Consider the following 24,969-nt stretch of genomic DNA (forward strand, 5'->3'; position numbering starts at 1 on the left):
TATATTCTTGTTGCGCAATGGAAATCTCAAACACGGCCCAACTTTTTCGGATATTTGCACATTTAACTGGCAGCAAAGCCACATTCCAATACCGAATTGATAAGGAAAAACCAAGAATGTTAATGCGAGGTTAATTTTTGTATTCTATGCCACGAATCTGTCACTCCATCGCTCAACCGTATTGCGTGATCCTCAGTTGTCTTATATTGCATGCATCGCAATCAACAACAGGACACAGCCATGCTTGAGCTCCACAAGGTAGTCAAACAGTTTGGCAAGAACGCCCCGGCGGTCGATGATATTTCGCTGTCGTTCGGGCGCGGGGTGATCGGGCTGATCGGGCATAACGGCGCCGGCAAGACCACGCTGATGCAAATGATCGCCACGCTCACCCGGCCAACGTCCGGCCGTATCCTGTTCAATGGCGTCGACATCGTCAAGAAGCCCGACGACATCCGCCGCCGCCTCGGATTTTTGCCACAGGATTTCGGCGTCTATCCCAACCTATCGGCGCTTGAATTCATGCAGTACTTCGCGGCCCTGAAAGGAGTGCGCGACCCTGCCCGCATTCGCCATTTGCTCGAGCTGGTCAACCTGCACGACAAGGCTGACAGGCCGGCGGCATCGTTCTCTGGCGGCATGCGGCGCCGTCTCGGCATCGCCCAGGCGCTCCTGAACGACCCGGATATCCTGATTGTCGACGAGCCGACGGCGGGCCTGGACCCGGAAGAGCGTCTGCGCTTTCGCAACCTGCTCGGTGAGCTGGGCGAGGACAAGCTGGTGATCATGTCCACCCATATCGTGTCCGATGTGGAGAGCATTGCCAGCGAACTTGCCATCATCAAGTCGGGCAGGCTCATTGCGTGCGACACGCCGGAACGCATTCTCGACCAGGCGCGCGGCAAAGTGTGGGCGGCCAATGTCGACAGTGCCACCTACGACCAGCTGCGCACCAGCGTCCACGTGCTGGGCGCCCAGCGCCAGGGACAGCAGGTTGCGCTGCGTATTGCCCATGCCCAGTCGCCATGGCCCGGTGCCCAGGCGGTCGAGCCGAGCCTGGAAGAAGCACTGATGGCGCAGCGTTACGCGGTGCAGGAGCTGGCAGCGTGAACCCGGTCCTGTTCAAGGCCCTGGCGGCTAACGAAGTGCGCCTGCGCCTGCGCCGCACCTCCACCCTGGTGGCGCTACTGGCCGTGGCCATCATCAGCTGGCTCATGATGGCCGATCCCTCCACCGGTTCGGCCGTGCTGGTGGTGGCCGAAGCGCGTGTCCACTACACCAGTTCCGTGATTGCCATCGGCGCGGCGTCGCTGGCCTGCATCATGTTTGGCCTTGGCGGCTTCTATCTGGTGCGCGGCCGTATCGCAGAAGACGTCCGCAGTGGCACCGGCAGCGTCATTGGCGCCACTCCCGTGGGCACGGTCACGTTCCTCCTGAGCCGCTGGGCCGGCGGCCTGGCCTACCTTGGCCTGTTGCTGATGGTGTTCATGCTCACCATGATGGCCCTGCACCTGGTGCGCGGCGTGGGGCCGATTGAAGTCATCATCTACCTGCAGACCTTCCTTCTGCTCCTGCTGCCCATGCTGATTTTTGCGGTCAGCTTCGCCGTGCTGTTCGACAGCTACGCGCCCCTGATGGGCAAGGCCGGCGACGTGCTGTATTTTTTCATCTGGTGCGCGCAGCTGGCAGTGGCCATCTCCCTGACCAATGTGATTGACGGTTCGGTGCCGCCAGCGGCCATGTTCGACTTTTCAGGCATCGGCACCTGCCTGCTGCTGGTACGGCAGTCCTTTACCACCACGAATGTCGCACTGGGAGGGGCGCCGTTTGACGCCGCGCTGGCACCGGTCTACATGAAAGCCGTCGTCTGGTCCGGCCAGCTGGTTGGCTACCGCGCGGTGGCGGCCACGCTGGCCCTGCTGCCGCTGCTGCCATCGTTCTTAGTGTTCCACCGCTTTTCGCCGGACCGGATCAAGGTGTCGGCAGCGAGCGTGCGGCGCTCGCCGCTGCAAGTGCTGGACCAGTGGGCGCGGCCCCTGGCACGTGCCGTGCAGCCGCTGTTCAGGCTGGCCGCCACTACCCCCGGCATGGCCGGGCAGGTGATGGCCGACGTGGCACTTACGCTGGCTGGGTCGCCAGCGGCCATTGCGGCCATGGGCGCGAGCATCATCGCGACAATGCTGCTGCCGCTGCCTAGTGTCGGTGGGGCGCTTACGGCGGCAGTGGCATTCTGGGGCATCTTGATCAGCGACCTCAGTACCCGCGACGGCGCGGCCGACATCGCAGGCATGACTGCCGCCACGCCGGGCGGGGCGGTGCGGCGCTACATGCGCCAGTTCCTCGCCACCCTCGTCCTGGGCCTGTTGTTTACTGGTGGGGCGGCGCTGCGCTTTGCCATGGAGTCGCCGGTGCGTGCGTTCGCGGTGATCGCGGGCGTCGTGTGCCTGTCGGCCCTGGCCAGCATGTTTGGCCGTCTGGCCGGGACTGCCAGGCTGTTCCTGTGCCTGTTCCTTTTCGGATTGTTCGTGGCCGTCAACAGCACTGGCGAAGCAGTCCTGGACATGGTGGGCTTTAACGGCGTGGCTACCGCGGCCAGCGCTTCCATGTATGCGCTGGTGGGGATGGCGGCCGTGGGCTGCGGTTACCTGTGGAACCGGCGCGGTTAGGCAGGTCCGCTGTGCATTGCGTCGAATACCGGACTACACTATCGAAGAATCCTTCGCGATGGGCCAAGGACGGCTGAATCGAATCACGCGTTTCAAAAGATAATCCGGAATAATGTCTAGATGAATCAAGAAATGTTCTCCCTTATGAAGTCTGATCTATGGAATTGTCCATGCGGGTGTGCCGGACGCTTCCATAGGGAAACCGGGCTGCTCCACTATTCGCCAACAGGAAAAGTAGTATTCCGGGTCCACCTTCTCAAAAAATCCGCGGGCGAGCCTCACCTATGGGTATTATTGGGGACGGGATCATGGATTCCCTCTGAGACACGGGGAAGCTGGATTACGTTCGCTCGTGGGTTTCCAATGATGAGCTCATCTCGCGCATTCAGGACCCGGAGGACTCGCCGTTTGTCAACGCGGACGTTTTTGACGAACGTCGGCTGCGCCGTGATGAGGTATTTGAGCAAGCAGGTGGTGCAGAATGGGTATTCAAGTGCCACGACCTAATCGTTGAACACCGCCCTGCGGTACGACACTTCCTCAAGTTGCAGTCCTAGTTCCGATCGCCCTGGAAAGATCGGCGTCGGGGCGCCAGCAGCTCTGCATTCGGCAACGCCGCACGAGTTGAACTTGCAAAGAGAAGCGATTGCTGAAATCTGCTTCGGGGCGGTAGCTGCCTGTCGTGACACTCACTGCTGTTCCACCTCCGCAAGCTGGTATCCTCTGCTGAACGGCCGAAATCGGCCAGAACCAGCCGTTCACGCGCAGCCAAGATTCGGCTAGAAGCCGGTGTCGCTGGAACGACTATATGGCAAAAGAGAGCAAGGCGAACGACAGATTATGAGCAACGCAAAGTGGCGTTTTAAGCTGAAGGTATGCGGGTTTAACTTCGCCCTGTTCAACATTCTGTTTGGAATGATGTACGGTCTGGCGTGGCTGTTTTACAGCTCAGTAATGCCGCTCCATGTTTGGTTCCTCATATGTAACGTCGTCTTCGTCTGCGTCATTTTTCCATACTTGCTGTGGAGCACGAAGACTTAGCTGCCGTCTTTAAACAACAGCGGCGGTTGTCTCTCGAACTAGGTCTGCTTTGGGGCCAGGCCGTGTAAAAACAGACGCACTAACTCCAGTACCCACATTTTACCTTTAAGGGTTCACCGGAAGGCCGCCGCAGGCCCTTAAGGCCAGCGGAGTTTTTCCCGGACCTAGCGGGATCATCAGCATCGCAAAGGCCCATACGACGCGTAGCAGAGTCATAAATAGGGCTTGCGCCCTTATTGCTTCGATGATCCTGGTCATGCCCAATAACGCGAGCAATCGTTTGAAGTTATAGGCGAGCACATGCAGGCTCATCTCGGTCCTCACGCGCTCTAACCCCTTGGTCAGGAAGTGTGTTGCCCCCATCCATGACTTAATGGTTCCGAACGGGTGCTCGACTGTGCAGCGACGAATGCGCATGGTCTCGGGCTGCTGCTCAAGACGAACCTGCATGTCATCGAGCACGCCCTGGTGTTCCCAGCGCGTCACGCGTCGCGCCTGGCTCGGCGTGCACTTGTCCTTGAGCGGGCAGCCCTTGCAATTCGAGCTCCAGTAACGGTTGAGCGTCATACCCTTTTCGACGCAGGCAAAGCGCCAGATCAGCGATTGACCCGCCGGGCACCGGTATTCATTCTTCTGCTGATCGTAGATGAAATCAGCTTTGTCGAAGCGGCCCTCCGCCTTGGCGTTGGAGGTCTTGGTCGCAGGGACCAACGGTTCAATACCGGCCTCGCGGCATGCCAGGATTTCTTCGCCTTTGAAGTAGCCGCGGTCGGCGATTGCCGTCAAATTGTCAGTGCCAATTGCAGCGCGTGCTTTCTCAGCCATGACGGAGAGTTGATCGCGGTCGTTGCCGACGTTGGTGACTTCATGCTCAACGATGAGGTGATGCTTGGCATCGACGGCAGTTTGCACGTTGTAGCCAACGATGCCAGCACCGCGCGTGATCATTGAACGAGCATCGGGATCGGTCAGCGAGATTTGCGTTTCGCCAGAGGCTTGCAGCTGTGCTTCGACTTTCTTAAGCTCGGCCATCTGTCCCTTCATCGCCGCGATTTTCTCACTCAAACGTACCGCTCGTGCTTGTGCCGTCGCCGGTGCCTGCCGATCGGCGGTGTCCAGTTCTGCCAAGTAGCGGCCAATGTTGGCTTCGATCTCTTCCATCCTACGCTTGAGTTTCCCGTGCGTGAAATTGCGGTCACTGGTGTTGACGCCCTTGAACTTGCTGCCGTCGATAGCCACTACCGCGTCTTGAAACAGATCGAGTCGCTGGCACAGCACGATAAACTGCCGGCAAACACTGCGGATGGCCTTGCCATTGTCTTTCCGGAAGTTCGCGATAGTTTTGAAGTCGGGAGCTAGGCGGCCGGTCAGCCCGGAGCGTGTCAATGATTTTGAAACACCTGGTTGAATTGGTGAGAGTCTAAATCTCGGATCTCAGGCAGCTTTCGTCTCCATCGCCGGTGGGTTAATCCATGCTGCCGTTGGTAGCTTCTGCGGCTGCGGCATGCGGTGTTTGAAACGGTTCGGCGTGCGCTGGAATGCATCTGCCAGAGTGGCTTGTCGTTGCTTGCGTACTTCGATCGCGCGACCGGTGTGGACGCTCTCGGGCGTCATCATTCCGATGCCGGAATGGCGATGCTGCTGGTTGTACCAAGTGAAGAACGTGGCGCAGTGAGCGCGCGCGTCAGCCAGCGAGCCAAAACGTGCTGGGAATCCGGGCTGGTACTTCATGGTCTTGAACTGCGCCTCCGAGTACGGGTTGTCGTCGGAGACGTAGGGCCTGCTGTGCGACTTGGCGATGCCTAGATCGGACAGCAGCGTGGCCACTGGCTTAGAGCGCATGCTGCTGCCTCGGTCGGCATGCAACGTCAGCGCGCCCGGCGAGATGCATTCCTTAGCGGCGGTGTTGGCGATGAGTTGCTCGGCCAATTCGGCGGTTTCCTGCTCGGCCACCATCCAGCCGACGACGTAGCGGCTGAAGATGTCGAGTATGACGTACAGATGGAAACAGGTTCCTCTGACCGGCCCCTTCAGTTTCGTGATGTCCCAGCTCCAGACTTGATTGGGCACCACGGCCAGCAGCTCGGGCTTGGCGTACTCTGGATGGCGTAGTTGGTTGCGCCGCTCGCGCACGGCGGCGCAGCCCTGCAGCAAGCGATACATGGTGCGTACCGAGGCCACATAGCGCCCTTCGTCGAGCAACTGGGCGTGGATGGCTGCAGGCGCGCAATTGGCGAAGCGCGGGCTGTTGAGCACGTCAAGTACGACGCGGCGCTCCAGTTCCGACAGCGCCAGCGGAGGCCGCCTCGCTGGTGCTGTCGCGACAGGGGGCGGCAACAGGCAGATGTGGCGCGCGGCGCGGTCGCGATACAGGGCGCTGCGTGGCAGACGCAAGGCGCGACACGCAGCGGCCAGGCCGACCTGCTCACCCAGGCTGTTGGCGGCATTAATCACTTCGGCTCGCTCGGTGTGTCGCTGGTGCTCAGACCCAGCAGAGTGGAAAGTTTTTTTTGGACGTCGATAATCAAGTCGGCCTTGACCAGCTTCGCGCGCAGGCGTTCTACTTCTTTTTCCAGCTCCAGCACGCGCCGCGTCTGGGCGGCAGCGGGATCAGCTTTTGGGCCGCGCTTGCGCTCCAGAGCGGCGACCTCGCCTGCAGCTTGACGCTGCTTGCGCCACGTCGCCAGGTGGGACGAGTAGATGCCTTCCCGACGCAGCAACGCGCCGATGTCGCCGGGCGCCACGCAGGCGTCAGCGGCGGCCAGAATGCGCAGTTTCTCGGCCTTGGAGAAAGCGCGCCGCTTGGCAGTTGGGACGACCTCGGGGTCTGGCCGTTGCGCTTCGGAAGGCGACACGTCGGTGGTGTCCGGGGGAGCTACTGGAGTGCTAATTTGATGCTTTCGGTTGTGCATTTGGGGACCTACCGCTGTACTCTAAATTAATCGGGTAGGTGTCTCAAGTTATATTGGCACAGGGGGGCCACATCAGTTCCACGTTGCGCTGCGCTTCGCGCTCGAGCCGGCGGCTCGACTGGATGCGGTTGAGGTAGCCATAGATGTAGAGCTTCAGGAGCACAGCGGGGTGATAGGCAGGCCGCCCTGTCTTTGCTGGGAGAACTCGTGCAAAGCCCAGCGCGGCCAGGTCAAGTTCTTCAACGAAGATATCGACTACGCGGACAGGGTTGTCCTCGGTTACGTAGTCGTCCAAAAGCTCGGGGAGTAGCGTGCCTTGTCCACGGTCCTCGCCTTCAATAAAACGTTTCATACAGCACCAGTATTGATGAGATACTGGCTCAACGTTTACCGTGGAAAATCCGTTTACATGGGATCACGTTTTTACACAGCCTGGGGCGGAAGCTGCCTGTCGAGACCGTCTGATACTTTACCTTTCGACAACTGCTATCATGTGACGAACGGCCGAGATCGGCCCAGAAGCGGACCCACACTCACGCAAGGAACTGCAATGCCTCAGCTCTTTGAGCAAGACCGTTTGGACGCTTGGTACGACGGCTCTGCCATTTGTGTTATCGCGGTAGGCTCGCATGGCGATCCATTAGATCTCTCCGAAAACGAAGTCGAAGCCCTCATTGCGAAGTTGCAGGAGTCGTTGAAGAAAGCGCGTTCGTAAGCATGCTAACTGGAGGTCCGCTTTGGGGCCAGGCCGTGTAAAAACAGACGCACTAACTCCAGTACCCACATTTTACCTTTAAGGGTTCACCTGGAGGCCGCCGCAGGCCCTTAAGGCCAGCGGAGTTTTTCCCGGACCTAGCGGGATCATCAGCATCGCAAAGGCCCATACGACGCGTAGCAGAGTCATAAATAGGGCTTGCGCCCTTATTGCTTCGATGATCCTGGTCATGCCCAATACCGCGAGCAATCGTTTGAAGTTATAGGCGAGCACATGCAGGCTCATCTCGGTCCTCACGCGCTCTAACCCCTTGGTCAGGAAGTGCGTTGCCCCCATCCATGACTTAATGGTTCCGAACGGGTGCTCGACTGTGCAGCGACGAATGCGCATGGTCTCGGGCTGCTGCTCAAGACGAACCTGCATGTCATCGAGCACGCCCTGGTGTTCCCAGCGCGTCACGCGTCGCGCCTGGCTCGGCGTGCACTTGTCCTTGAGCGGGCAGCCCTTGCAATTCGAGCTCCAGTAACGGTTGAGCGTCATACCCTTTTCGACGCAGGCAAAGCGCCAGATCAGCGATTGACCCGCCGGGCACCGGTATTCATTCTTCTGCTGATCGTAGATGAAATCAGCCTTGTCGAAGCGGCCCTCCGCCTTGGCGTTGGAGGTCTTGGTCGCAGGGACCAACGGTTCAATACCGGCCTCGCGGCATGCCAGGATTTCTTCGCCTTTGAAGTAGCCGCGGTCGGCGATTGCCGTCAACTTGGCGGTACCAATCGCAGCGCGAGCTTTCTTAGCCATGACAGAGAGTTGATCGCGGTCGTTGCCGATGTTCGTAACTTCGTGTTCAACGATGAGATGATGCTTGGCGTCGACGGCAGTTTGCACGTTGTACCCAACGATGCCGTCACCGCGCGTGATCATTGACCGTGCATCGGGATCGGTCAGCGAGATTTGCGTTTCGCCAGAGGCTTGCAGCTGTGCTTCGACTTTCTTAAGCTCGGCCATCTGTCCCTTCATCGCCGCGATTTTCTCGTTTAAACGCACCGATCGTGCTTGTGCCGTCGCCGGTGCCTGCCGATCGGCGGTGTCCAGTTCTGCTAAGTAGCGGCCAATGTTTGCTTCGATCTCTTCCATCCTACGCTTGAGTTTCCCGTGCGTGAAATTGCGGTCACTGGTGTTGACGCCCTTGAACTTGCTGCCGTCGATAGCCACTACCGCATCTTGAAACAGATCGAGTCGCTGGCACAGCACGATAAACTGCCGGCAAACACTGCGGATGGCCTTGCCATTGTCTTTCCGGAAGTTCGCGATAGTTTTGAAGTCGGGAGCTAGGCGGCCGGTCAGCCACATCAGTTCCACGTTGCGCTGCGCTTCGCGCTCGAGCCGGCGGCTCGACTGGATGCGGTTGAGGTAGCCATAGATGTAGAGCTTCAGGAGCACAGCGGGGTGATAGGCAGGCCGCCCTGTCTTTGCTGGGAGAACTCGTGCAAAGCCCAGCGCGGCCAGGTCAAGTTCTTCAACGAAGATATCGACTACGCGGACAGGGTTGTCCTCGGTTACGTAGTCGTCCAAAAGCTCGGGGAGTAGCGTGCCTTTGTCAGCAGCGATTGTAAACTGACACAGGCAGCGATTGAAAACTGATACACCAGTTTGAGAAGATGGTCGCTTTGCGGAGCGGCCTTGAAACCCAAAGAGGTGTACGTGGAAATCCAACTATTGAAGAAGCATGGGTTAAGCCTGCGGCAGATCGCCGCCGAAGTGGGCTGCGCGGTGAATACGGTGCGTCGGCACCTAGCCCTGGAAGCTGTGCCGAAGTACGAACGCAAAGTGGCGCGTCCGACGAAGCTGGGGCAATTTGAGCAGTACCTGCGGGATCGGCACCAGGCCGCCCAGCCAGACGTGATCCCCGCGACGGTGCTGTACCGCGAGATCGCGGCACGCGGCTACCAGGGCGGTATGAGCCAGCTGCGCGCCTTCATGCGCAGGCTGCGGCCAGAACCGCCGGCAGACCCAGTGGTGCGCTTCGAGACGGCGATGGGCGAGCAGCTGCAGGTCGACTGGGTCGAGTTCCGCAAGGGTAGCGCCCCACTGCACGCTTTCTGCGCGACCCTGGGATATAGCCGGGCCAGTTACGTGGAGTTCGTCAGCAACATGAAGGTGGAAACCCTGATCGGCTGCCACGAGCGCGCCTTCGCTGCATTTGGCGGTGTCACCAGGCGGGTCCTGTACGACAACATGAAGACCGTTGTGCTGGAGCGCGACGCGTACGGCGACGGCGAGCACCGATTCCATTCTGGCTTTCTGGACTACGCCAAGCATAGCGGCTTCGTCATCAAGCTGTGCCAGCCGTACCGGGCCAAGACCAAGGGCAAAGTCGAGCGCTTCAACGGCTACCTGCGCCGCTCGTTCTATGTTCCGCTGGCGAGCCGCCTGGCGCAAAGCGGGCAGAAGCTCGATGTCGTGACCGCCAACGTGGAGGTGGCGCACTGGTTGCGGGACGTGGCCAACGTGCGGGTCCACGGCACGACGAGGGAGGTGCCAGCCGAGGCGCTCAAGCGCGAGGTGGTGCACTTGCAAGCGCTGCCAGCGCCATGGCGCGCGGACATCGCTGCGGCTCGGCCGCAGCCCGCAGCGCCGCCTGTGGTGCCACGACCACCGGTGGTGGTTAACCGGATCGCGCAGCCATCGCCGCTGCAGCATCCGTTGCACGTGTACGACGCGCTGTTGGCCCGGGTGACTGATGGAGTGGCGGCATGAATCTGCAGCATGAGCGCATCGCGGCGTTATGCGAGAGCCTGAACTTGCCGTTCGTGGCGCAGGGCTACGGCGCCGCCACCCAGAAGGCGGCCAAGCAGGAGATGGGCTACAGCGACTTCCTTGAGGGGCTGCTGAAGGAAGAAGCTGCAGGGCGCAACGTACGGAAGCAAAGCACGATGACCCGGCTGGCGGGCTTCCCGGTGGTGAAAACGCTGGACGAGTTTAACTACGACTTTGCCAAGGGCGTAAAGCGCAGCCAGATCGAGGAGCTTGCCGGCTTGGGCTTCGTGGAGCGGCACGAGAACGTGGTGCTGGTCGGGCCCAGCGGCGTGGGCAAGACACACCTCGCCATGGCATTGGGCTACAAGGCAACGCAAGCAGGCATCAAGACGCGCTTCACCACGGCTGCCGATCTGCTGCTGGCCTTAACGACGGCGCATACGCAAAACAACCTTAAGGCGGTGATGCACAGGGCCATCAGGTCGTATCGGCTGCTGATCATCGACGAGATTGGGTACCTGCCGATGAACCGGGAACAAGCCAACCTGTTCTTCCAGGTGATCGCAGCGCTGTACGAACGCAGCAGTCTGATCGTGACCAGCAACCTGCCGTTCGGCCAGTGGGACACGACGTTTGCGCAGGATACGACACTGACTGCCGCACTACTGGACCGGCTGCTCCATCATGCGCACATCGTGCCGATCGCCGGTGAAAGCTACCGGCTGAAGCACCAGCGCCAGGCCGGGATGGTGAGAGGGAATGAGGTGGCGGAAATTGCCTGAGCACGGACTGTGTTCAGCGACGGCGGTGTATCAGTTTTAAATCGCTGGCACTACGAAAACTGTATCAATTTTAAATCGCCGTTGACAGCCTTGTCCACGGTCCTCGCCTTCAATAAAACGTTTCATACAGCACCAGTATTGATGAGATACTGGCTCAACGTTTACCGTGGAAAATCCGTTTACATGGGATCACGTTTTTACACAGCCTGGGGCGACAGCAGCCGTACTGCTGGCTCCCATTTGCAGTCGAGTTCAATCGGCAGTAGCCGGCCTGCAGCGGAGCATCGGAAATACTACCAACGAATCATAGAAAATGACGAACTCTTCAGCCGATCCAAGGCTTTACGAAGCGCACAGAAGGGCTGCGTCTCTTACGCGCTGTTGAAGGATGCCGCAATGCATTCTGCGCGAACCGCCTCTGATCTGCTCGATGAGCTCTCCTATGTCGTGGCGTCGCGATACTTTGCCAATGAAATAGAATTTGAGGAAGCGGACGCGGTGATAAATGCCCTCTGGACCGTCTGCGTTTCAAAAGAGTTTTGGGCAGAATACGACCGGACTATTCCGCCTGTAACGAATGCCGTCTACTTGGCGTTTGACGCTGGGGAATACCACCGAGAGAGCGATCCGCCAGGTACCGATCCAGAGGTCAAGTACACACGGCCGATGATTGACGCATTTCTTGCTGAGCACGTCCCAACAAGATCACGGCTGTAGCTACCTACACGCCGATTTCAGTCAACGATGGGCGATGACCGCAGTGGGGCGGAACCTGCCTGTCGAGACCGTCTGGTGATTTACGTTGCGGCAACTGCTATCATGTAACGAACGGCCGAGATCGGCCCAGGCTGTGTAAAAACGTAAAAACACGAAATTTTCATGGGTAGGGTGACCATTCCCAGCACCGAGAAAATCGCGTAGGGGCCGTTCTGAGAGGTCGCTTTTTTCTCGCGGCGAATTTTTCTGCGTTTTTACACAGCCTCGGCCAAAAGCGGTCGGTCGTGCTGTCGCACTTTTTCATTCTTTTCTCAGGCCGGCATGTTTTCTTGCGATTTGTATTTGAAGGTTTTTGAGCATCATGTGTACGGGCGCAACATCGCGAACGGCAGGTCTGTCGAACTTCGCCCGCGAAGTCCGTATGTCCATCCACGCGCACTGGTGGGAACCTTCAGCGAAGCTGATGCGGTCGTCACTGCAGTCGTGAAGCAAATTAAGGGTCCGACTTTTTTCAAGACGATTCGGATTCTGATTCAGCCAATGGCGATGTGCGAGGGTGGCTGCACCCAGGTTGAAAGCCGTGTTCTTAGAGAGCTGGCACTGGGTGCGGGAGCCGCTAAGGCTTTGGTTTGGACAGGTTCAGTTCTGGACGATCAAAGCGTTCGCGCTAAACTGGAAGAGCTATAACGGGTGTCGGCCGAGGCTGTGTAAAAACGCAGAAAAAATCGGCGTAACGAAAAATCGACCCATCAGAACGGCCGCTACGCGATTTTCTCGATGCGGGGAATGGGTAACCCTACCCATGAATATTTCGTGTTTTTGCGTTTTTACACAGCCTCGGACAAAAGCGGACTAAACGCACGAACAAGGAATCATGGACATAACGGAGCCCCCCTCTGTCAAAATAGTTGTCGCCTCCATTGATTTGGAGTTCTAATTCGCCAAGGGGCGACGGAATTGACGATGACACGATATACCCAAGAGAAAAAAGAGCATGCGCTGAGCCTGATGGCGGCGCCGCACAACAAACCTGTAGCAGACGTAGCGCAGCTGACTGGAATACCTGAGGGCACGCTGTATTTGTGGCGAAAACAGGCCCGTGAGCAAGGTCGTGCTGTGCCCGGCGACGGCCAGAATCCGGAACAGTGGAGTGCTGCTGACAAGTTCGCTGTCGTGTTGGAGGCGGCACCACTGAACGAAGCAGAATTAGGCGCGTACTGCCGTCGCAAGGGACTGCTGGTGGAGCAGCTGGAACGCTGGCGTGCCGAGGTGCACGCAGTGCTCGCGGGTGGCCAGGGCGGCGCGGCCACGACCGAGCGCGCTACAGACAAGAAGCGCATTCGCGAGCTGGAGAAGGACTTGCGGCGCAAGGAGAAGGCGTTGGCGGAGACGGCAGCGCTGCTCGTGCTGTCCCGAAAGTACGAAGCGCTGTGGACGGACGGCGAGGACGCATGATTGCGTTGCCACAGCGCGAAGAGATGGTCGCCGATATTGAGCAGGCCCGCCAGGCCGGGGCACGTTTGAAAACCGCCTGCGCCGAGCTTGGGCTGACTGCACGCACCTATGAACGGTGGCAGCGGGACGGTGCGGTACGTGCCGACGGCAGGCCCGGAGCGGTCCGGCCGGAGCCGGCGCACAAGCTGAGCGAGCAGGAACGCGAACAGGTACTGGCCATTTGCCACGAGCCGCGTTTCACAGACCTGCCGCCAGCGCAAATTGTGCCGCGCCTCGCAGACGAGGGCGTATACGTCGCCTCCGAGTCCTCGTTCTACCGGGTGCTGAGGGCGGCGCAAGAGCAGCATCACCGCGGCCGAGCCAAAGCAGCGTCGAAGACTGAACCGCAGCGCCACGTTGCCCATGGTCCCAATGAAGTGTGGAGCTGGGATGTGACGTATCTGCCCAGTCAGGTCCGCGGCATGTTCTTCTATCTGTACGCTGTCATCGACCTGTTTAGCCGAAAGCTGGTGGCCTGGGAGGTGCATGCATGTGAAGGTGGCGACGAGGCCGCTGCGTTGATTGAACGGGCCTGCTGGCGCGAACACCGGCGGGGTGATAAGCCGTTGGTGCTGCATGCCGACAACGGCTCGGCACAAAAGGCGCATACGCTTAAGTCCAAGCTGGAGACGCTGGGCATTACCCCATCGCATAGCCGCCCTGGCGTATCGGACGACAACGCCCATATCGAAGCCTGGTTTCGCACCTGCAAGTACAGCCCTGGCTATCCGCCGCATGGATTTGCTGACATTGAACTGGCGCGCCAGTGGGTGCTCAAATTCGTCACTTGGTACAACGGCGAGCATCTGCATAGCGGGCTGTCCTATGTCACGCCAGAGCAGCGGCACAGCGGTCTTGCGAATGCCATTCTGACGAAGCGGCAAGCTATCTACGCCGAAGCGTGCGCACGCCATCCTTTGCGTTGGAAACGACAGCCGAGGGCTTGGCTGGCGCCTGACAAAGTGTGGCTCAACCCGCCGTCTAAGCTTGACCAGCAGCGTGCTGCATAACCAAAGGAGGCACCAACTTTACGACTGCTTTATGCGACAACTACCTTGACACGCACCGGAGCTTGCGCAGGCCTTAAACAATCATGGTGTCTCGTCGCGCTACTATCGCTTCGGGCCATATGGACACGGATTTTCCGACGACTCGTTTTCGCTCGAGGAAGGCAATGGGGTATTCCGGGTGATGTACATCGAACGAGGGTTGCCTTTGTTGCTGGCATCGTTCTCAACTGAAAGCGAGGCGTGTGCGTACCTCTTGGAACAGTTGACGAACACTGATCAGTTTTTGATCCGCCCGACATGAGGCCCTAATCTCTCAGCAAAGGTACGTCCGGTATGGGGCGATAACAGGCGTTCAGGTGGTAAACTGGTTGCGGCCGAAAGCGGCTGCTCATCATTGAAGGCGACCGTGAATTTTAAGAAGCAATATGTGGTCCGGTTATCATGTATCTTGCAAAGTTGAGCCAATGCTGAATACACGCCTATTCATGTGGCCAATTCTCGCCGCTTCCTATGGGGCCTTGATCGCTGCCACTATTCATACTTTGTTGGGAAACTGGTCAGGTGCGGCGTCACTCGGTTTGCTGTTCGCCGTTTTCGTAGGCACACCGACTCTCGTGGGGTACGCTGGATACCTATGGCGGAAGAACATGCTTCGTGGTCTCGCTCGAATAGAAGCGGCGCTCTGCGTCATGCTGCCCCTTGCTATCTTTCTGTTGATCGTTCTCGCGATTAGGCTTGGCAGATAATTGACGGTTGAGGCAGGCGAATCAAAGAGTCGGGCCAACTAAATGTTGAACTCGACCGTTCAGAGGTCGCCAAGGTCCGCAAAGGGGCGGTTCCTGCCTTTCGCGTATGTTCGCCGGTGCCCACAAAAATTTCGGTTGCGGCAACTCATCCGGTAGACTGAGCGCTCGCGAACGGCCCAGAACGGCCAAGAGCAGCCCTTCCGCTAACCAGCTTCCCAATGACTTATGGATGACGCACAAATACATCATGCGCTGAAGATGTTTGATACAGCGAGCACGAGCGCGCACGAGGCTGCCTGGGCATCGCTCAAACTGCTAGGCCCCAGCGTTGTTCCTTTCCTGGCAGAGTATTTCCCTCATACGAAGAAGGCTCAAGGCCGAGTCGCCTTGATTTTCCACGCGATCCAATTCGCGCGCGAGTCGGAGGCCGCCTTTAAACTAGGACTTCTTGCCCTCAATGACAAGGCAACACTGGTTCGTTATCGAGCATGTGGTCTTTGTGCCTACTCTCTGAGAAAAGACGCGATTCCTCATCTGGAGCGCCTCTTAAAACACGCGGACGGGAAAACGGTGGACGATGCGCGAGCTGCGATTGATGCCATCGGCCGGAAAAATCACCATTACTTCATTGATCGCAGTCATTCGAACAGTACATTTTGGGAAGTCAATCCAGAGGATGTCCGTTACTGAGAGCGTCCGCTTCTGGGGCGGAAGCGGCCTGCCGTGACAGTCCGTGGCTTTTCCGATTCGGCAACACGCTAAGCTGAGGCGAACAACCGAGTTCGGCCAAACCGACACTGGAAGCCAATTCAAGAACGGAGGTTTCGTTAAGAATTAACCACTGGATGTGCATGATCCTTCTTACACGAGTGAGCGGCTTAGTTCACTCGACGCATCAGGAATCGGAAAAACTCATGACGATCTTTCGCTTTGACCTGCAACGCGCCATCACTCACCTGAGCCTCGCTGGAACGTTGATGTTCGCCGCCGCGCTGCTGATCTCTTATGTGCGTCCGCATCTCGTCGAAGCAGGGATGCGCGAAGTGATCCGCGTTGAAGTCGAGCACAGGACCGGCGAGCGTGTCGAGGCGCTGATAAATTCCCGGATCATCTCTCTGGCCGAGCGCGCCCTGGGCCACACCGACGATCAGCTTAGTGCAGCGCGCGAACGCATCCGCCGGGATGTTCCGGCACGCGTGGCGCACGTGGTGGCCGACATGACCCGCGCCGATTGCGAATGCCGGCGCCGTCTAGTGGCTGCGGCCGAGACATCGGAGGAGCGACAACTTCGGTCGCTTCTACAGGTGCGGGAGCGGCTGACAGGACTTATCGAATCGGCTTATGCTCATGTCTCGGCCAGCCTGCAGCGCGAATTCCGCGTGTTTGCCGCCTCCAACGCGGTGGCATTCGCCGTCATGGGGCTGGTTGCGGTGGCGAGGCGAGGCGCCACCTTGCAGCTGCTGCTGCCTGCCGTCGCGCTGACCGGGGCGATGGTCATCACCGCTAGTGTTTACCTCTTTCAGCAGAACTGGCTTCACACGATCGTGTTCAGCGATTACGTCGGGCTGGCTTATGGCGCGTGGCTGGCCGTGGTCGCCCTGCTACTTGCCGACGTGCTTCTGAATCGGGCGCGCCTTACCACACGCCTACTCAACGTGATGTTCAATGTTGCCGGAGCAGCGCTGAAAGCCGTTCCATGTTGAGGATCGATTATGGCTGCCTGCTGGGCCATCCGGATTTCCGCGCGTTCGAGTAAAGCAGCTTGTCCAAGCGTCCGGTATGGGGCGGTAGCTGCCCGTCGTGATCCCACCGACTGTTCAGTTCGGAAATTTGCTATCCTGTGCCGAACGGCCGAGATTGGCCACCGGCCGTTCAATTTGCATTCCCGGTCGAGATCCCTATGCAGGGCAAAAACCTTGCTGCCTGAACGACCTACATGATTTTATCGCGCTATCGAATTCCTTCCTTCGCATCGGCTGCATGTTGTCTGGCCTTTGCATTAATCGGCATTCGTCCAACTTCTGACCGTCAATTTTTCCTCATTGCCTCGTCTATCCTGGTGCTGTTCTGCCTCGTCTTTTACGCGGTGCGGTTGCTGTGGAAGTGGAGGTTCGAGTACAAGCAACGCATCGCCGCCATTGCGATTCTATTGCTCGGTCCAGCAGTTGGTGTGGCACTCGCGCCTCATCTTCGCTCTGCGCTGTTTGCATACGACTTGCCCCGCTACGACGCGGCGGTGCGCTGGCCGCAAGTCACGCTATCGTAGATCAGGAAGTGCGCCTGGTGCCGCTCGATCAATACCGGGATCTGGGATCGGTTATCTTTGTCCGCAAAAATACTCAGTGTGGACTGATCGTCGACTTTTTTTGGGGGGAGGGATTTCCGGTCAAACATTGGATACGCAGGTATGCGGCCCTACCTCAGCTGCAATTTAATGGAGAATGCCGCGAGACTTGGTACGGGGTGCGGCCTCGAACGCAAAACTGGTCAGAACTAAGGGGGTGAGCCCGCTTCTGGTCAACGACAACGGCCATCGCAGAGTCATGCAATGCCGGCGTCGGGGGATTACCCGGCCGCTTGGGGGGCCAAGCGGCCTGTCATAAGCAGACATGTGCTGCTGGCTGCGCATAGATATCTGCTCTTGGTTGACCGGTTTTTTTTGTAGGTCCCAAACCCGTTGCGCCATGACGGTTAGTCAGGCGCTGAACTTGGAGTGACTCGACCGTACGACTCTTGGTAGATCCCTCAATAGGATCGAATCGCCACCTGCCGCCTACACCGCCAGCTGCTGCAGCAGGTACAGGCGCTGGTACAGGCCCGAGTCGATCTGCATCAGCTCGTCGTGGGTGCCCGCTTCCTCGATGCGCCCATGGTTGAGTACCACGATGCGATCTGCTTCGCGTATGGTGGACAGACGGTGGGCGATGGCGATGATCGTCACGCGCTTGCGCAGTTCGTTGAGCGCGACCTGCACAATTTGTTCGGTCTGGCTGTCGATGTGCGAAGTCGCTTCGTCCAGCAGCAGGATGCGCGGGTTGCCCGCCAGCGCGCGCGCGATGGCAATGAGCTGCTTCTGGCCGGTGGACAGGCGCGAGCCGCCTTCTCCCAGCGAGGTCTGGTAGCCGGCTTCCAGCTGCATGATGAAGTCGTGCGCGTGGGCGGCGCGCGCCGCTGTTTCGATGGCCTGCTGCGACAGTCCCCGTCCCATGTCGATGTTTTCAAAGGCCGATGCGGCCAGCAGGAACGGGTCCTGCGGCACCAGTCCCACAGCATCGCGGAAGTGGGCGTTGTCGATGTCGTCCAGCGCCTCGCCGCCAATGCTGATGCTGCCGTGCGGCGCCGGGTAGTAGCGCAGCAGCAGCGAAAGCAAGGTCGATTTGCCGCTGCCGGTATGGCCGACGATGCCGATAAAGGCGCCGGCCGGCACCTCCAGCGACAGCTGGTGCAGCACATCCTGGCCCGGGTTGTAGGCAAACGTCAGGTTGCGGATCGAGACTGCAGCGGCGCCCTGTGGCCGCGCGTGGCTCGCAGCCAGCTTGCCGTTCGCATGCTCGGGCGCACCTGGCTCGTCAAGCAGGGCCGAGACACGGGCACTGGCCACCACGGCCTGCTGCAGGCCGCTGAACTGCATGGTGATCTGGATCAGCGGCTCCACCACACGCGCGATGTAGCTGATGAAGGCGTACAGCACGCCCACTTCCACTGCATTCATTTCGCGCTGGCCGAAACTGTAGATCACCACCGCCAGCAGCACCACGTTGAGGAAGTCGAGGGCGGGCCGCAGCAGCAAGGCATTGGCTCGCAGTTCCGCCAGGCGCGCCCTGTAGTGGCCGTGGTTGGTGTCGGCAAAGCGCTTGCCGAAGCGGGCCTGGGCGTTATTGGCCTGCAGTACGCTCATGCCGCCAATCGACTCGGCGATCTGGCCATTGATCTCGCTGCGCAGGGCGCGCGCTTTCGTCACCGCCGGTGCCGACAGGCGCTGGTACAGGAACACGATCGCGACCACGGCCGGCACCAGCGCCAGTACGATGAGCATCAGGCGCCATTCCAGCCAGGCCATGGCGATCATGGTGCCCACCAGGACGATCAGGCTGTCCAGGATGGCAAACAGCACCTGAATGTAAAGTGTCTTGACAGCCTCCGTGTCATTGGTCACGCGGCTGATCAGCTGCCCCGTAACGGCGCGGTCGAAAAATGCCATGGGCAGGCGCATGACATGGCCGAACACCCATTCGCGCAGGCGCTGCACCGAGCGCATGGCCAGCCCTGACAGGCGCACCAGCTGCAGATAGCGCAGCCACGATGTGATCCAGCCGCTGACCACCATGGCGCCCAGCAGCATCCCCATGCGCTGCCAGTCCAGCACGCGCGGCAGCAGGTGGTCGTCGATCAGCGCCTTGCCGAGAATGGGGCCGGCAACTTCGAGCGCGGCAGCGATGATCAGCCACAGCGTGGCCCAGCCCAGGTGGCGGCGGTCAGGCTGAGCGGCGCGCCGCAGTAGTTCCATGGCCTGCCTTGCCTGCACGCGCATGGCCTTCGGTGAGCTGTCAGTCTGCATCGAGACTTGCCTCCAGTTGCTGATAGCGCCACTGGCTTGCGTACCAGCGGCCCTGGGCGAGCAGCTCCTCGTGGGTGCCTGCTTCGGTGATGCGCCCGTCCTGCAGCACCACGATGTGGTCGGCGTCCACTACCGACGACAAACGATGGCTGGCGATGATGGCGCTGCGTTCCGGCTGCGCGCGCCGCAGTTCGGCCAAATGTTCGAGGATGCGTGTTTCGGTTCCTGTGTCCACTGCGGAGAGGGCGTCGTCAAGCAGCAGCAAGGTGCTCTCTGCCAGCAGCGAGCGGGCTATCGCCACGCGCTGGCGCTGGCCGCCCGACAGTGTGATGCCGCGCTCTCCCACCGGCGTGTCGTAGCCCTGCGGGAAGCGCAGGATGTCGTCGTGGATCGCTGCCATGTCGGCTGCGTGCTCGATCTCGGCGCGGGTGGCGCCGGGCCTGGCCAGCGCGATGTTCTCGGCGATGGTGGACGAGAACAGGAACGACTCCTGCGGCACCCATGCCAGCGCGCCGCGCAGGGTAGCGAGGGTATAGGCGTCCAGGCTCTTGCCGCCCCACGTCACGCTGCCCGTTTGGGGCAGGGCCTGGCGCATGATCACCTTGAGCAGCGTGGTCTTGCCTGACCCGGTGGGACCCACCAGCCCCAGCGTCTGGCCGGGCGCTAGCGACAGCGAAATGCCCGAGAGCGCCGGCGTATTGCCGCCCTGGTAGGTATAACTGACCTGGTCCAGCACCAGCGCGCCGGGTGCCAGTGCCGTTTCGGTGCCATGGTCATCCACCGACAGCGGCGCATCGAGCAAAGGCTGCACCCGCGCCAGCGCCGAGCGGCCGCGTTCGATCAGCGAGAGTACCCAGCCGGCTGCGAACATTGGCCAGATCAGCTGACCCAAATACATGGTAAAGCTGGTCAGGGCGCCGATGGTGAGCTGGTCCTGCAATACGAGGTAGCCCCCCAGGCCCAGGGTCAGGCCGCTGGCGGCGGTCAAAGTCCAGCCAACCGCGGGCTCATAGGCCGCTTCCCATTTTTGCGTGACCAGGCTGGCCTGTGCCGCTTCGCCGGCCAGCACGCTGAACTGGGCGGCGCTGCGCTGTTCCAGTCCCAGCGCGCGCAGGGTGCGCACCCCGGTCAGCGCTTCCTGCACATGGTCGTTCAGGTTGGAAAAGCGTTTCAGCGAATCGGTGGAGGCCACGTGCATGTGGCGCGAGATGTGCCAGAACGACAGCGCCATCAGCGGAAACGGGAGCAGGGCGATGCAGGCCAGGCGCCAGTCCACACCAAGCACCATGATCGCCAGTACCATCAGCAGGGTAAGCGAGCCGTCAAAGCCTGCCAGCATGGCTTCGCCGGCCGCCATTTCAATGGCATCGATGTCGTTGGTGGCCAGGGCCATCAGGTCGCCGGTGCGCTGCTTCTGGTAGAAGGAGGGCCCCTGGCTGGACAGGCGTGCATAAAAGCGCGTGCGCAGTTCCACGCCCAGCTGGTAGGCCGCCGCGTACAGGCGCAGGCGCCAGCCGACCCGCAGCACGTAAATCGCCAGGCCCATGCCAAGCAGCTGGGCGATGCCGAGCATGAGGGCGGTGTGATCGAGACTGTTCGCGGCCAGGGCGTCGATCATGGCGCCCACCTTGCGCGGAATCAGGACGGTGAGGGCGGCGACGCCGGCGAGCATGAAGGCCGACGACACATACGAACCCCAGTGGCGCCGCACAAACCCCCAGATCAGCCGCGATAAACTCATTCCTGTCCCTTTAGACACGGCCAGAAATCATTAACGGGCCGAAGCCCGTTAATTTACTATGTTTGGACGGACCGCGCAGGCGGCCGCGCAGTGCGCCTTACTTCTTTTTCTTTCCCCGTGCAGCCGCCGGATCGTGCTGGGCCACTTCGGGCGTTCCGGCTGCGGGCGCCGCAGGCGGCGTTGCTTCCACCGGCTTGACGCTGGTGACCTTGACCTTGGCATTGGCAGGAACCGTCACTGCCGCCGCCTTTGGCACGGCGCCACCCATGGCATCGCCAAGGGCTTTGGCAATTGGCTTGGCTCTGACCTTCGGTGCCGCCTCCGCCTCGAAGGCGCTGGCTTGGGGGATTGCCGGCTCGGCCAGCGGGGCCACGATGGCTTCTGCTGCCTGCTCTGCTGCCTGCTCGATGATTTGCTCGGCGCTCGGCGCTGCCGCCTTTTGCTCCGCCTTTTGCTCCGCCCTTTGCTTCGCTTCCGGCTTCGCCGCCGGCTTCACTTCCAGCGCTGGCGCAGCTGGTGCAGCGGACACAGTCGGTGCCGGAGCCGTTCCTGTCGCGCCGGTGGCAAGCGACATCAGTTCGCGGCCATATGCCATCAGGCTGCCGAACGTTTCCGGGGTGCGCGTCGTGAGCGCCATGAAGTCTGCCGGCTCGCGGGCCGTCAATGCCTGGCACATGGCGGCGGTCGATTTTTCCACCGTCTGGCGGGTCAGGTCAAGGTTCAGGGCAAGCAGTTTCTCGGCGTTGGCGACGGCTTTGCTGGTAAAGCTATTGAAAAAGTTCAGCTGCGCTTCGAGCTGGGTCTTGCGTGCTGCGGACAACTGTTCTGGAATATTCATGGGGCCTCCTGGGCTGATTGTGACGCGGTGCAATATTGCCTAGTCTAGCCGCCCGCGTCTGTGTTGCAAAGCACTTTCGCCATCAATTCCCGCGAGGAATTATTGCAATGCAATATGCATGGCTTGCGCGCATCGCTTGCCCCGAATGGGCCGGCAGCCACTACAATCAGTGGGACCCGGTACAGGAGCTTTATGGACATCATGGACATCGTCATTCGCAACGCAAGCTTGCCTGACGGCAGGCAAAACATCGACATTGCCATCCAGGCTGGACGAATCCACGCCGTCGGCGAGCGCCTGGCGCTTGGCGCGGCGCAGGAGATCGACGCTGGCGGCGACCTGGTGACCCCGCCTTTCGTCGATGCGCACTTTCACATGGATGCTACCCTCAGCTACGGCCTGCCGCGCGTCAACGCCAGCGGTACCCTGCTCGAAGGCATCAGCCTGTGGGGCGAACTCAAGCCAACGCTGGTGCAGGAAGCCATCATCGAGCGCGCCATGCAGTACTGCGACTGGGCGGTGGCGCGCGGCCTGCTGGCGATCCGCTCGCATGTGGACATCTGCGATGACCGCCTGCTGGCCACCGAGGCGCTGCTGGAAGTAAAACGCCGGGTGGCACCCTATATCGACCTGCAGCTGGTGGCCTTTCCCCAGGATGGCATCCTGCGCTGCCGCACTGCCTTTGCCAATCTCAAGCGCGCCGTAGGCATGGGAGTCGATGTGGTGGGCGGCATCCCCCATTTCGAACGCACCATGGCCGAAGGCGCGGCCTCGGTCAAGCTGTTGTGTGAATACGCGGCCGAACAAGGCCTGCGCGTGGACATGCACTGCGACGAGTCGGACGACCCCATGTCGCGCCACATTGAAACGCTGGCCTGCGAAACCCAGCGCCTCGGGCTGCAGGGCAGGGTGGCAGGCTCGCACCTGACTTCCATGCACTCGATGGACAACTACTATGTCAGCAAGCTGCTGCCCCTGATTGCGGAATCGGGGGTGGCAGCGATTGCCAACCCGCTCATCAACATCACATTGCAGGGCCGTCACGACACCTATCCCAAGCGGCGCGGCATGACGCGGGTGCCGGAACTGATGGCCGCCGGGGTTGACGTCGCCTTTGGCCACGATTGCGTGATGGATCCCTGGTACGGCCTCGGTTCGGGCGACATGCTGGAGGTGGCGCACATGGGCCTGCACGTGGCACAGATGACGGGGCAGGCCGCCATGCAGCAGTGTTTCATGGCCATCACCGAGACCCCGGCCCGGATCCTGGGGCTGGAAGGCTATGGCATTGCGCCCGGCTGCCATGCCGACCTGGTGCTGCTCGATGCCGGCAGCGCGGTGGAAGCGATCCGGCTGCGCGCGGTGCGCAAGGTCGTGATCCGGCGCGGCCAGGTGCTCAGCACCGCGCCGGCCGCGCGTGCGACATTGCACTTGCCGGGCCGCCCGGCGCAAACGGATTTTCGGCTGGGTCGATAGGCATGCGTATCCTGGACACTGCACGGCTGGCGCTGCGCACGGTGGAACCGGACGACGCGCCGTTTTACCTCGAACTGGTCAATACGCCGGACTTCATCACCCACATCGGCGACCGCGGCATCCGGTCACTGCAGGCGGCGCGCGAGGCCATTGTCAGCGGTCCCATGGCCATGCAGGCCGCGCGCGGGCACGCGATCTATCTGGTCACGCTGCGCGGCAGCGGCACGCCGATCGGCATGGCGGGCCTGATCAAGCGCGACACGCTCGACGATGTGGACCTCGGCTACGCCTTCCTGCCGCGCTATTTTGGACAGGGCTATGCGTACGAAGCAGCAGCGGCCCTGTTGCCCTATGCGCGCCGGCTTGGCATAGCGCGCCTGGTGGCCATTACTTCGGCCGCCAACGCCGGCTCCAACGCCTTGCTGCGCAAGCTGGGCATGCGCTTTGAAAAGGTGATCTACCTGGCGCCGGACGACCAGGGTACCCGGCTCTACAGCATAATGTTGCCGTAGGAAAATTTTAGCTGTTGTTATGACGCCCATTCCGCGCACGGACCAGTATCGTGCTCAGATAATTGTCATACGGCTATATAATGTCCGACTCACCGCGTGCTGATCATCGTCGCGTTAACCAATTAAGGACCTTCATGTCAACTCATAAAAGTGTGCAGCTCGCGAACGTCATCGTCAAACATGAAAGCGAACTGCTGGAAGTGTGGCTGGCCGGCTTCATGTCCCGCGTCATCCGCCGCGACAAGAACGCCGAGGGCGAACTGCGCCAGCAGGCGGTGCGCTTTTTGCGCATGCTGGTCCAGGCCATTGAAAAGGGCGGCGGCACCACCGACATTGAAACGGCGGCCTGGGATGACACGCGCAGCATGCTGACCGAAATCTCGCAGGCGCGCGTGCGCCAGGGCTCGTCCTCGATCGAGACGGCCAGCTTCATCTTCTCGCTCAAGGATCCCCTGTTTTCCTATCTGCGCACGGAGCTGGCGGGCCAGCCCGAACTCCTGATCGAGGAAACGGCAGACACCAGCGCCCTGTTCGACCGTCTTGGCCTGTTCACCATCGAGGTGTACCAGAAGGCGCGCGAGCAGATCATTTTGCGCCAGCAGCAGGAACTGCTGGAACTGTCCACGCCCGTGGTGCAGCTGTGGGAAGGCGTCCTGGCCCTGCCGCTGATCGGTACCCTCGACAGCGCCCGCACCCAGGTGGTCATGGAAAGCCTGCTGCAGAAGATCGTCGACACGGGCGCCGCCATTGCCATCATCGACATCACCGGCGTGCCCACCGTGGACACCCTGGTGGCCCAGCATCTGCTCAAGACCATCGCCGCCGCGCGCCTGATGGGCGCCGACTGCATCATCAGCGGCATCCGCCCCCAGATCGCCCAGACCATCGTGCATCTTGGCGTGAACCTGGAAGACGTGGTAACCAAGGCCACGCTGGCCGACGCCTTCGTGGTGGCGCTCAAGCGCACCGGTTCCACCATCAGCCACGCGCAGCACGCGCGCTAA

Annotated in this window: 18 protein-coding genes and 3 pseudogenes; 14 read left to right on the plus strand and 7 right to left on the minus strand. The window is 60.5% G+C overall.

The features are described 5' to 3' along the window. Window positions 1–240: 240 nt before the first annotated feature. Entirely contained in the window at window positions 241–1,110 is an 870-nt protein-coding gene (locus KY495_RS13595) for an ABC transporter ATP-binding protein (protein WP_219879953.1), read from the plus strand. Next, window positions 1,107–2,666 (plus strand): hypothetical protein, encoded by a 1,560-nt coding sequence (locus tag KY495_RS13600; RefSeq protein ID WP_219879954.1) that lies wholly within the window; start codon window positions 1,107–1,109, stop codon window positions 2,664–2,666. Before KY495_RS13595 ends, KY495_RS13600 begins: the two co-directional genes overlap by 4 nt. A gap of 1,269 nt (window positions 2,667–3,935) precedes the next feature. On the opposite strand, the pseudogene KY495_RS13605 reads toward KY495_RS13600, so the two are convergent. From KY495_RS13605 to KY495_RS13620, 3 genes and pseudogenes are all read right to left on the minus strand, one after another. Further along, window positions 3,936–5,078, minus strand: a pseudogene (locus KY495_RS13605) (IS1182 family transposase); the annotation flags it as partial. 63 nt (window positions 5,079–5,141) lie between these two features. After that, a protein-coding gene (locus KY495_RS13610; protein ID WP_374040956.1) for an IS3 family transposase occupies window positions 5,142–6,619 on the minus strand; the annotation gives its coding sequence in 2 pieces (ribosomal slippage) (window positions 5,142–6,191 and window positions 6,194–6,619; 1,476 coding nt in all). A gap of 67 nt (window positions 6,620–6,686) precedes the next feature. After that, a pseudogene (locus KY495_RS13620) lies at window positions 6,687–6,971 on the minus strand (transposase); the annotation flags it as partial. A 198-nt stretch (window positions 6,972–7,169) separates the two neighbouring features. Between KY495_RS13620 and KY495_RS13625 the strand changes: the two are divergent. Continuing rightward, window positions 7,170–7,334: a hypothetical protein gene (locus KY495_RS13625; protein WP_219879956.1), complete on the plus strand. Its 165-nt coding sequence runs from the start codon at window positions 7,170–7,172 to the stop codon at window positions 7,332–7,334. A gap of 201 nt (window positions 7,335–7,535) precedes the next feature. On the opposite strand, the pseudogene KY495_RS13630 reads toward KY495_RS13625, so the two are convergent. Further along, window positions 7,536–8,957: pseudogene (locus KY495_RS13630) on the minus strand (IS1182 family transposase); the annotation flags it as partial. Window positions 8,958–9,014: 57 nt separating this feature from the next. On the opposite strand from KY495_RS13630, the gene istA reads away from it, so the two are divergent. The 8 genes from istA (at window position 9,015) to KY495_RS13670 (ending at window position 17,106) form a co-directional block, all read left to right on the plus strand. Continuing rightward, complete coding sequence (gene istA / locus KY495_RS13635) at window positions 9,015–10,091, plus strand: IS21 family transposase (RefSeq protein WP_219879957.1); 1,077 nt, start codon at window positions 9,015–9,017, stop codon at window positions 10,089–10,091. Next, window positions 10,088–10,873 (plus strand): IS21-like element helper ATPase IstB, encoded by a 786-nt coding sequence (gene istB / locus KY495_RS13640; RefSeq protein ID WP_219879958.1) that lies wholly within the window; start codon window positions 10,088–10,090, stop codon window positions 10,871–10,873. Before istA ends, istB begins: the two co-directional genes overlap by 4 nt. 9 nt (window positions 10,874–10,882) lie before the next feature. Further along, a complete protein-coding gene (locus KY495_RS13645; protein WP_219879959.1) occupies window positions 10,883–11,590 on the plus strand; it encodes a hypothetical protein in 708 nt (235 codons plus the stop codon). Between the two features lie 321 nt (window positions 11,591–11,911). Continuing rightward, window positions 11,912–12,277: a hypothetical protein gene (locus tag KY495_RS13650; RefSeq protein WP_219879960.1), complete on the plus strand. Its 366-nt coding sequence runs from the start codon at window positions 11,912–11,914 to the stop codon at window positions 12,275–12,277. A 276-nt stretch (window positions 12,278–12,553) separates the two neighbouring features. Further along, window positions 12,554–14,094, plus strand: a protein-coding gene (locus tag KY495_RS13655) for an IS3 family transposase (protein WP_374040953.1) whose coding sequence is annotated in 2 segments (ribosomal slippage) — window positions 12,554–13,010 and window positions 13,010–14,094 — 1,542 coding nt in all. Because the reading frame shifts where the segments join, the coding sequence is not laid out codon by codon here. A gap of 971 nt (window positions 14,095–15,065) precedes the next feature. Next, a complete protein-coding gene (locus KY495_RS13660; protein WP_219879961.1) occupies window positions 15,066–15,530 on the plus strand; it encodes a hypothetical protein in 465 nt (154 codons plus the stop codon). 224 nt (window positions 15,531–15,754) lie between these two features. After that, complete coding sequence (locus KY495_RS13665) at window positions 15,755–16,543, plus strand: hypothetical protein (RefSeq protein WP_219879962.1); 789 nt, start codon at window positions 15,755–15,757, stop codon at window positions 16,541–16,543. A gap of 233 nt (window positions 16,544–16,776) precedes the next feature. Further along, window positions 16,777–17,106, plus strand: a complete 330-nt coding sequence (locus KY495_RS13670; RefSeq protein WP_219879963.1) for a hypothetical protein — start codon at window positions 16,777–16,779, stop codon at window positions 17,104–17,106. A gap of 507 nt (window positions 17,107–17,613) precedes the next feature. On the opposite strand, the gene KY495_RS13675 is transcribed toward KY495_RS13670, so the two are convergent. The 3 genes from KY495_RS13675 to KY495_RS13685 all read right to left on the minus strand — a co-directional run bounded on the left by KY495_RS13675 (window position 17,614) and on the right by KY495_RS13685 (window position 21,977). Next, window positions 17,614–19,398, minus strand: coding sequence for an ABC transporter ATP-binding protein (locus KY495_RS13675; RefSeq protein ID WP_219879964.1), 1,785 nt, complete (start codon window positions 19,396–19,398; stop codon window positions 17,614–17,616). After that, on the minus strand, window positions 19,388–21,139 hold the full coding sequence (locus KY495_RS13680) for an ABC transporter ATP-binding protein (RefSeq protein WP_219879965.1): 1,752 nt from the start codon (window positions 21,137–21,139) through the stop codon (window positions 19,388–19,390). Before KY495_RS13680 ends, KY495_RS13675 begins: the two co-directional genes overlap by 11 nt. 97 nt (window positions 21,140–21,236) lie before the next feature. Continuing rightward, a complete protein-coding gene (locus KY495_RS13685) occupies window positions 21,237–21,977 on the minus strand; it encodes a phasin family protein (protein WP_219879966.1) in 741 nt (246 codons plus the stop codon). Between the two features lie 201 nt (window positions 21,978–22,178). Between KY495_RS13685 and KY495_RS13690 the strand changes: the two genes are divergently transcribed. The 3 genes from KY495_RS13690 (at window position 22,179) to KY495_RS13700 (ending at window position 24,969) form a co-directional block, all read left to right on the plus strand. Further along, on the plus strand, window positions 22,179–23,453 hold the full coding sequence (locus tag KY495_RS13690) for an amidohydrolase family protein (protein WP_219884244.1): 1,275 nt from the start codon (window positions 22,179–22,181) through the stop codon (window positions 23,451–23,453). Window positions 23,454–23,455: 2 nt separating this feature from the next. Next, window positions 23,456–23,965, plus strand: a complete 510-nt coding sequence (locus KY495_RS13695; RefSeq protein WP_219879967.1) for a GNAT family N-acetyltransferase — start codon at window positions 23,456–23,458, stop codon at window positions 23,963–23,965. Between the two features lie 134 nt (window positions 23,966–24,099). After that, the gene (locus KY495_RS13700) at window positions 24,100–24,969 is read left to right on the plus strand and encodes an STAS domain-containing protein (protein ID WP_219879968.1); all 870 of its coding nucleotides are present in this window, start codon (window positions 24,100–24,102) and stop codon (window positions 24,967–24,969) included.

It is taken from the genome of Massilia sp. PAMC28688, from assembly GCF_019443445.1.
Classification (GTDB): Bacteria; Pseudomonadota; Gammaproteobacteria; order Burkholderiales; family Burkholderiaceae_D; genus Telluria_A.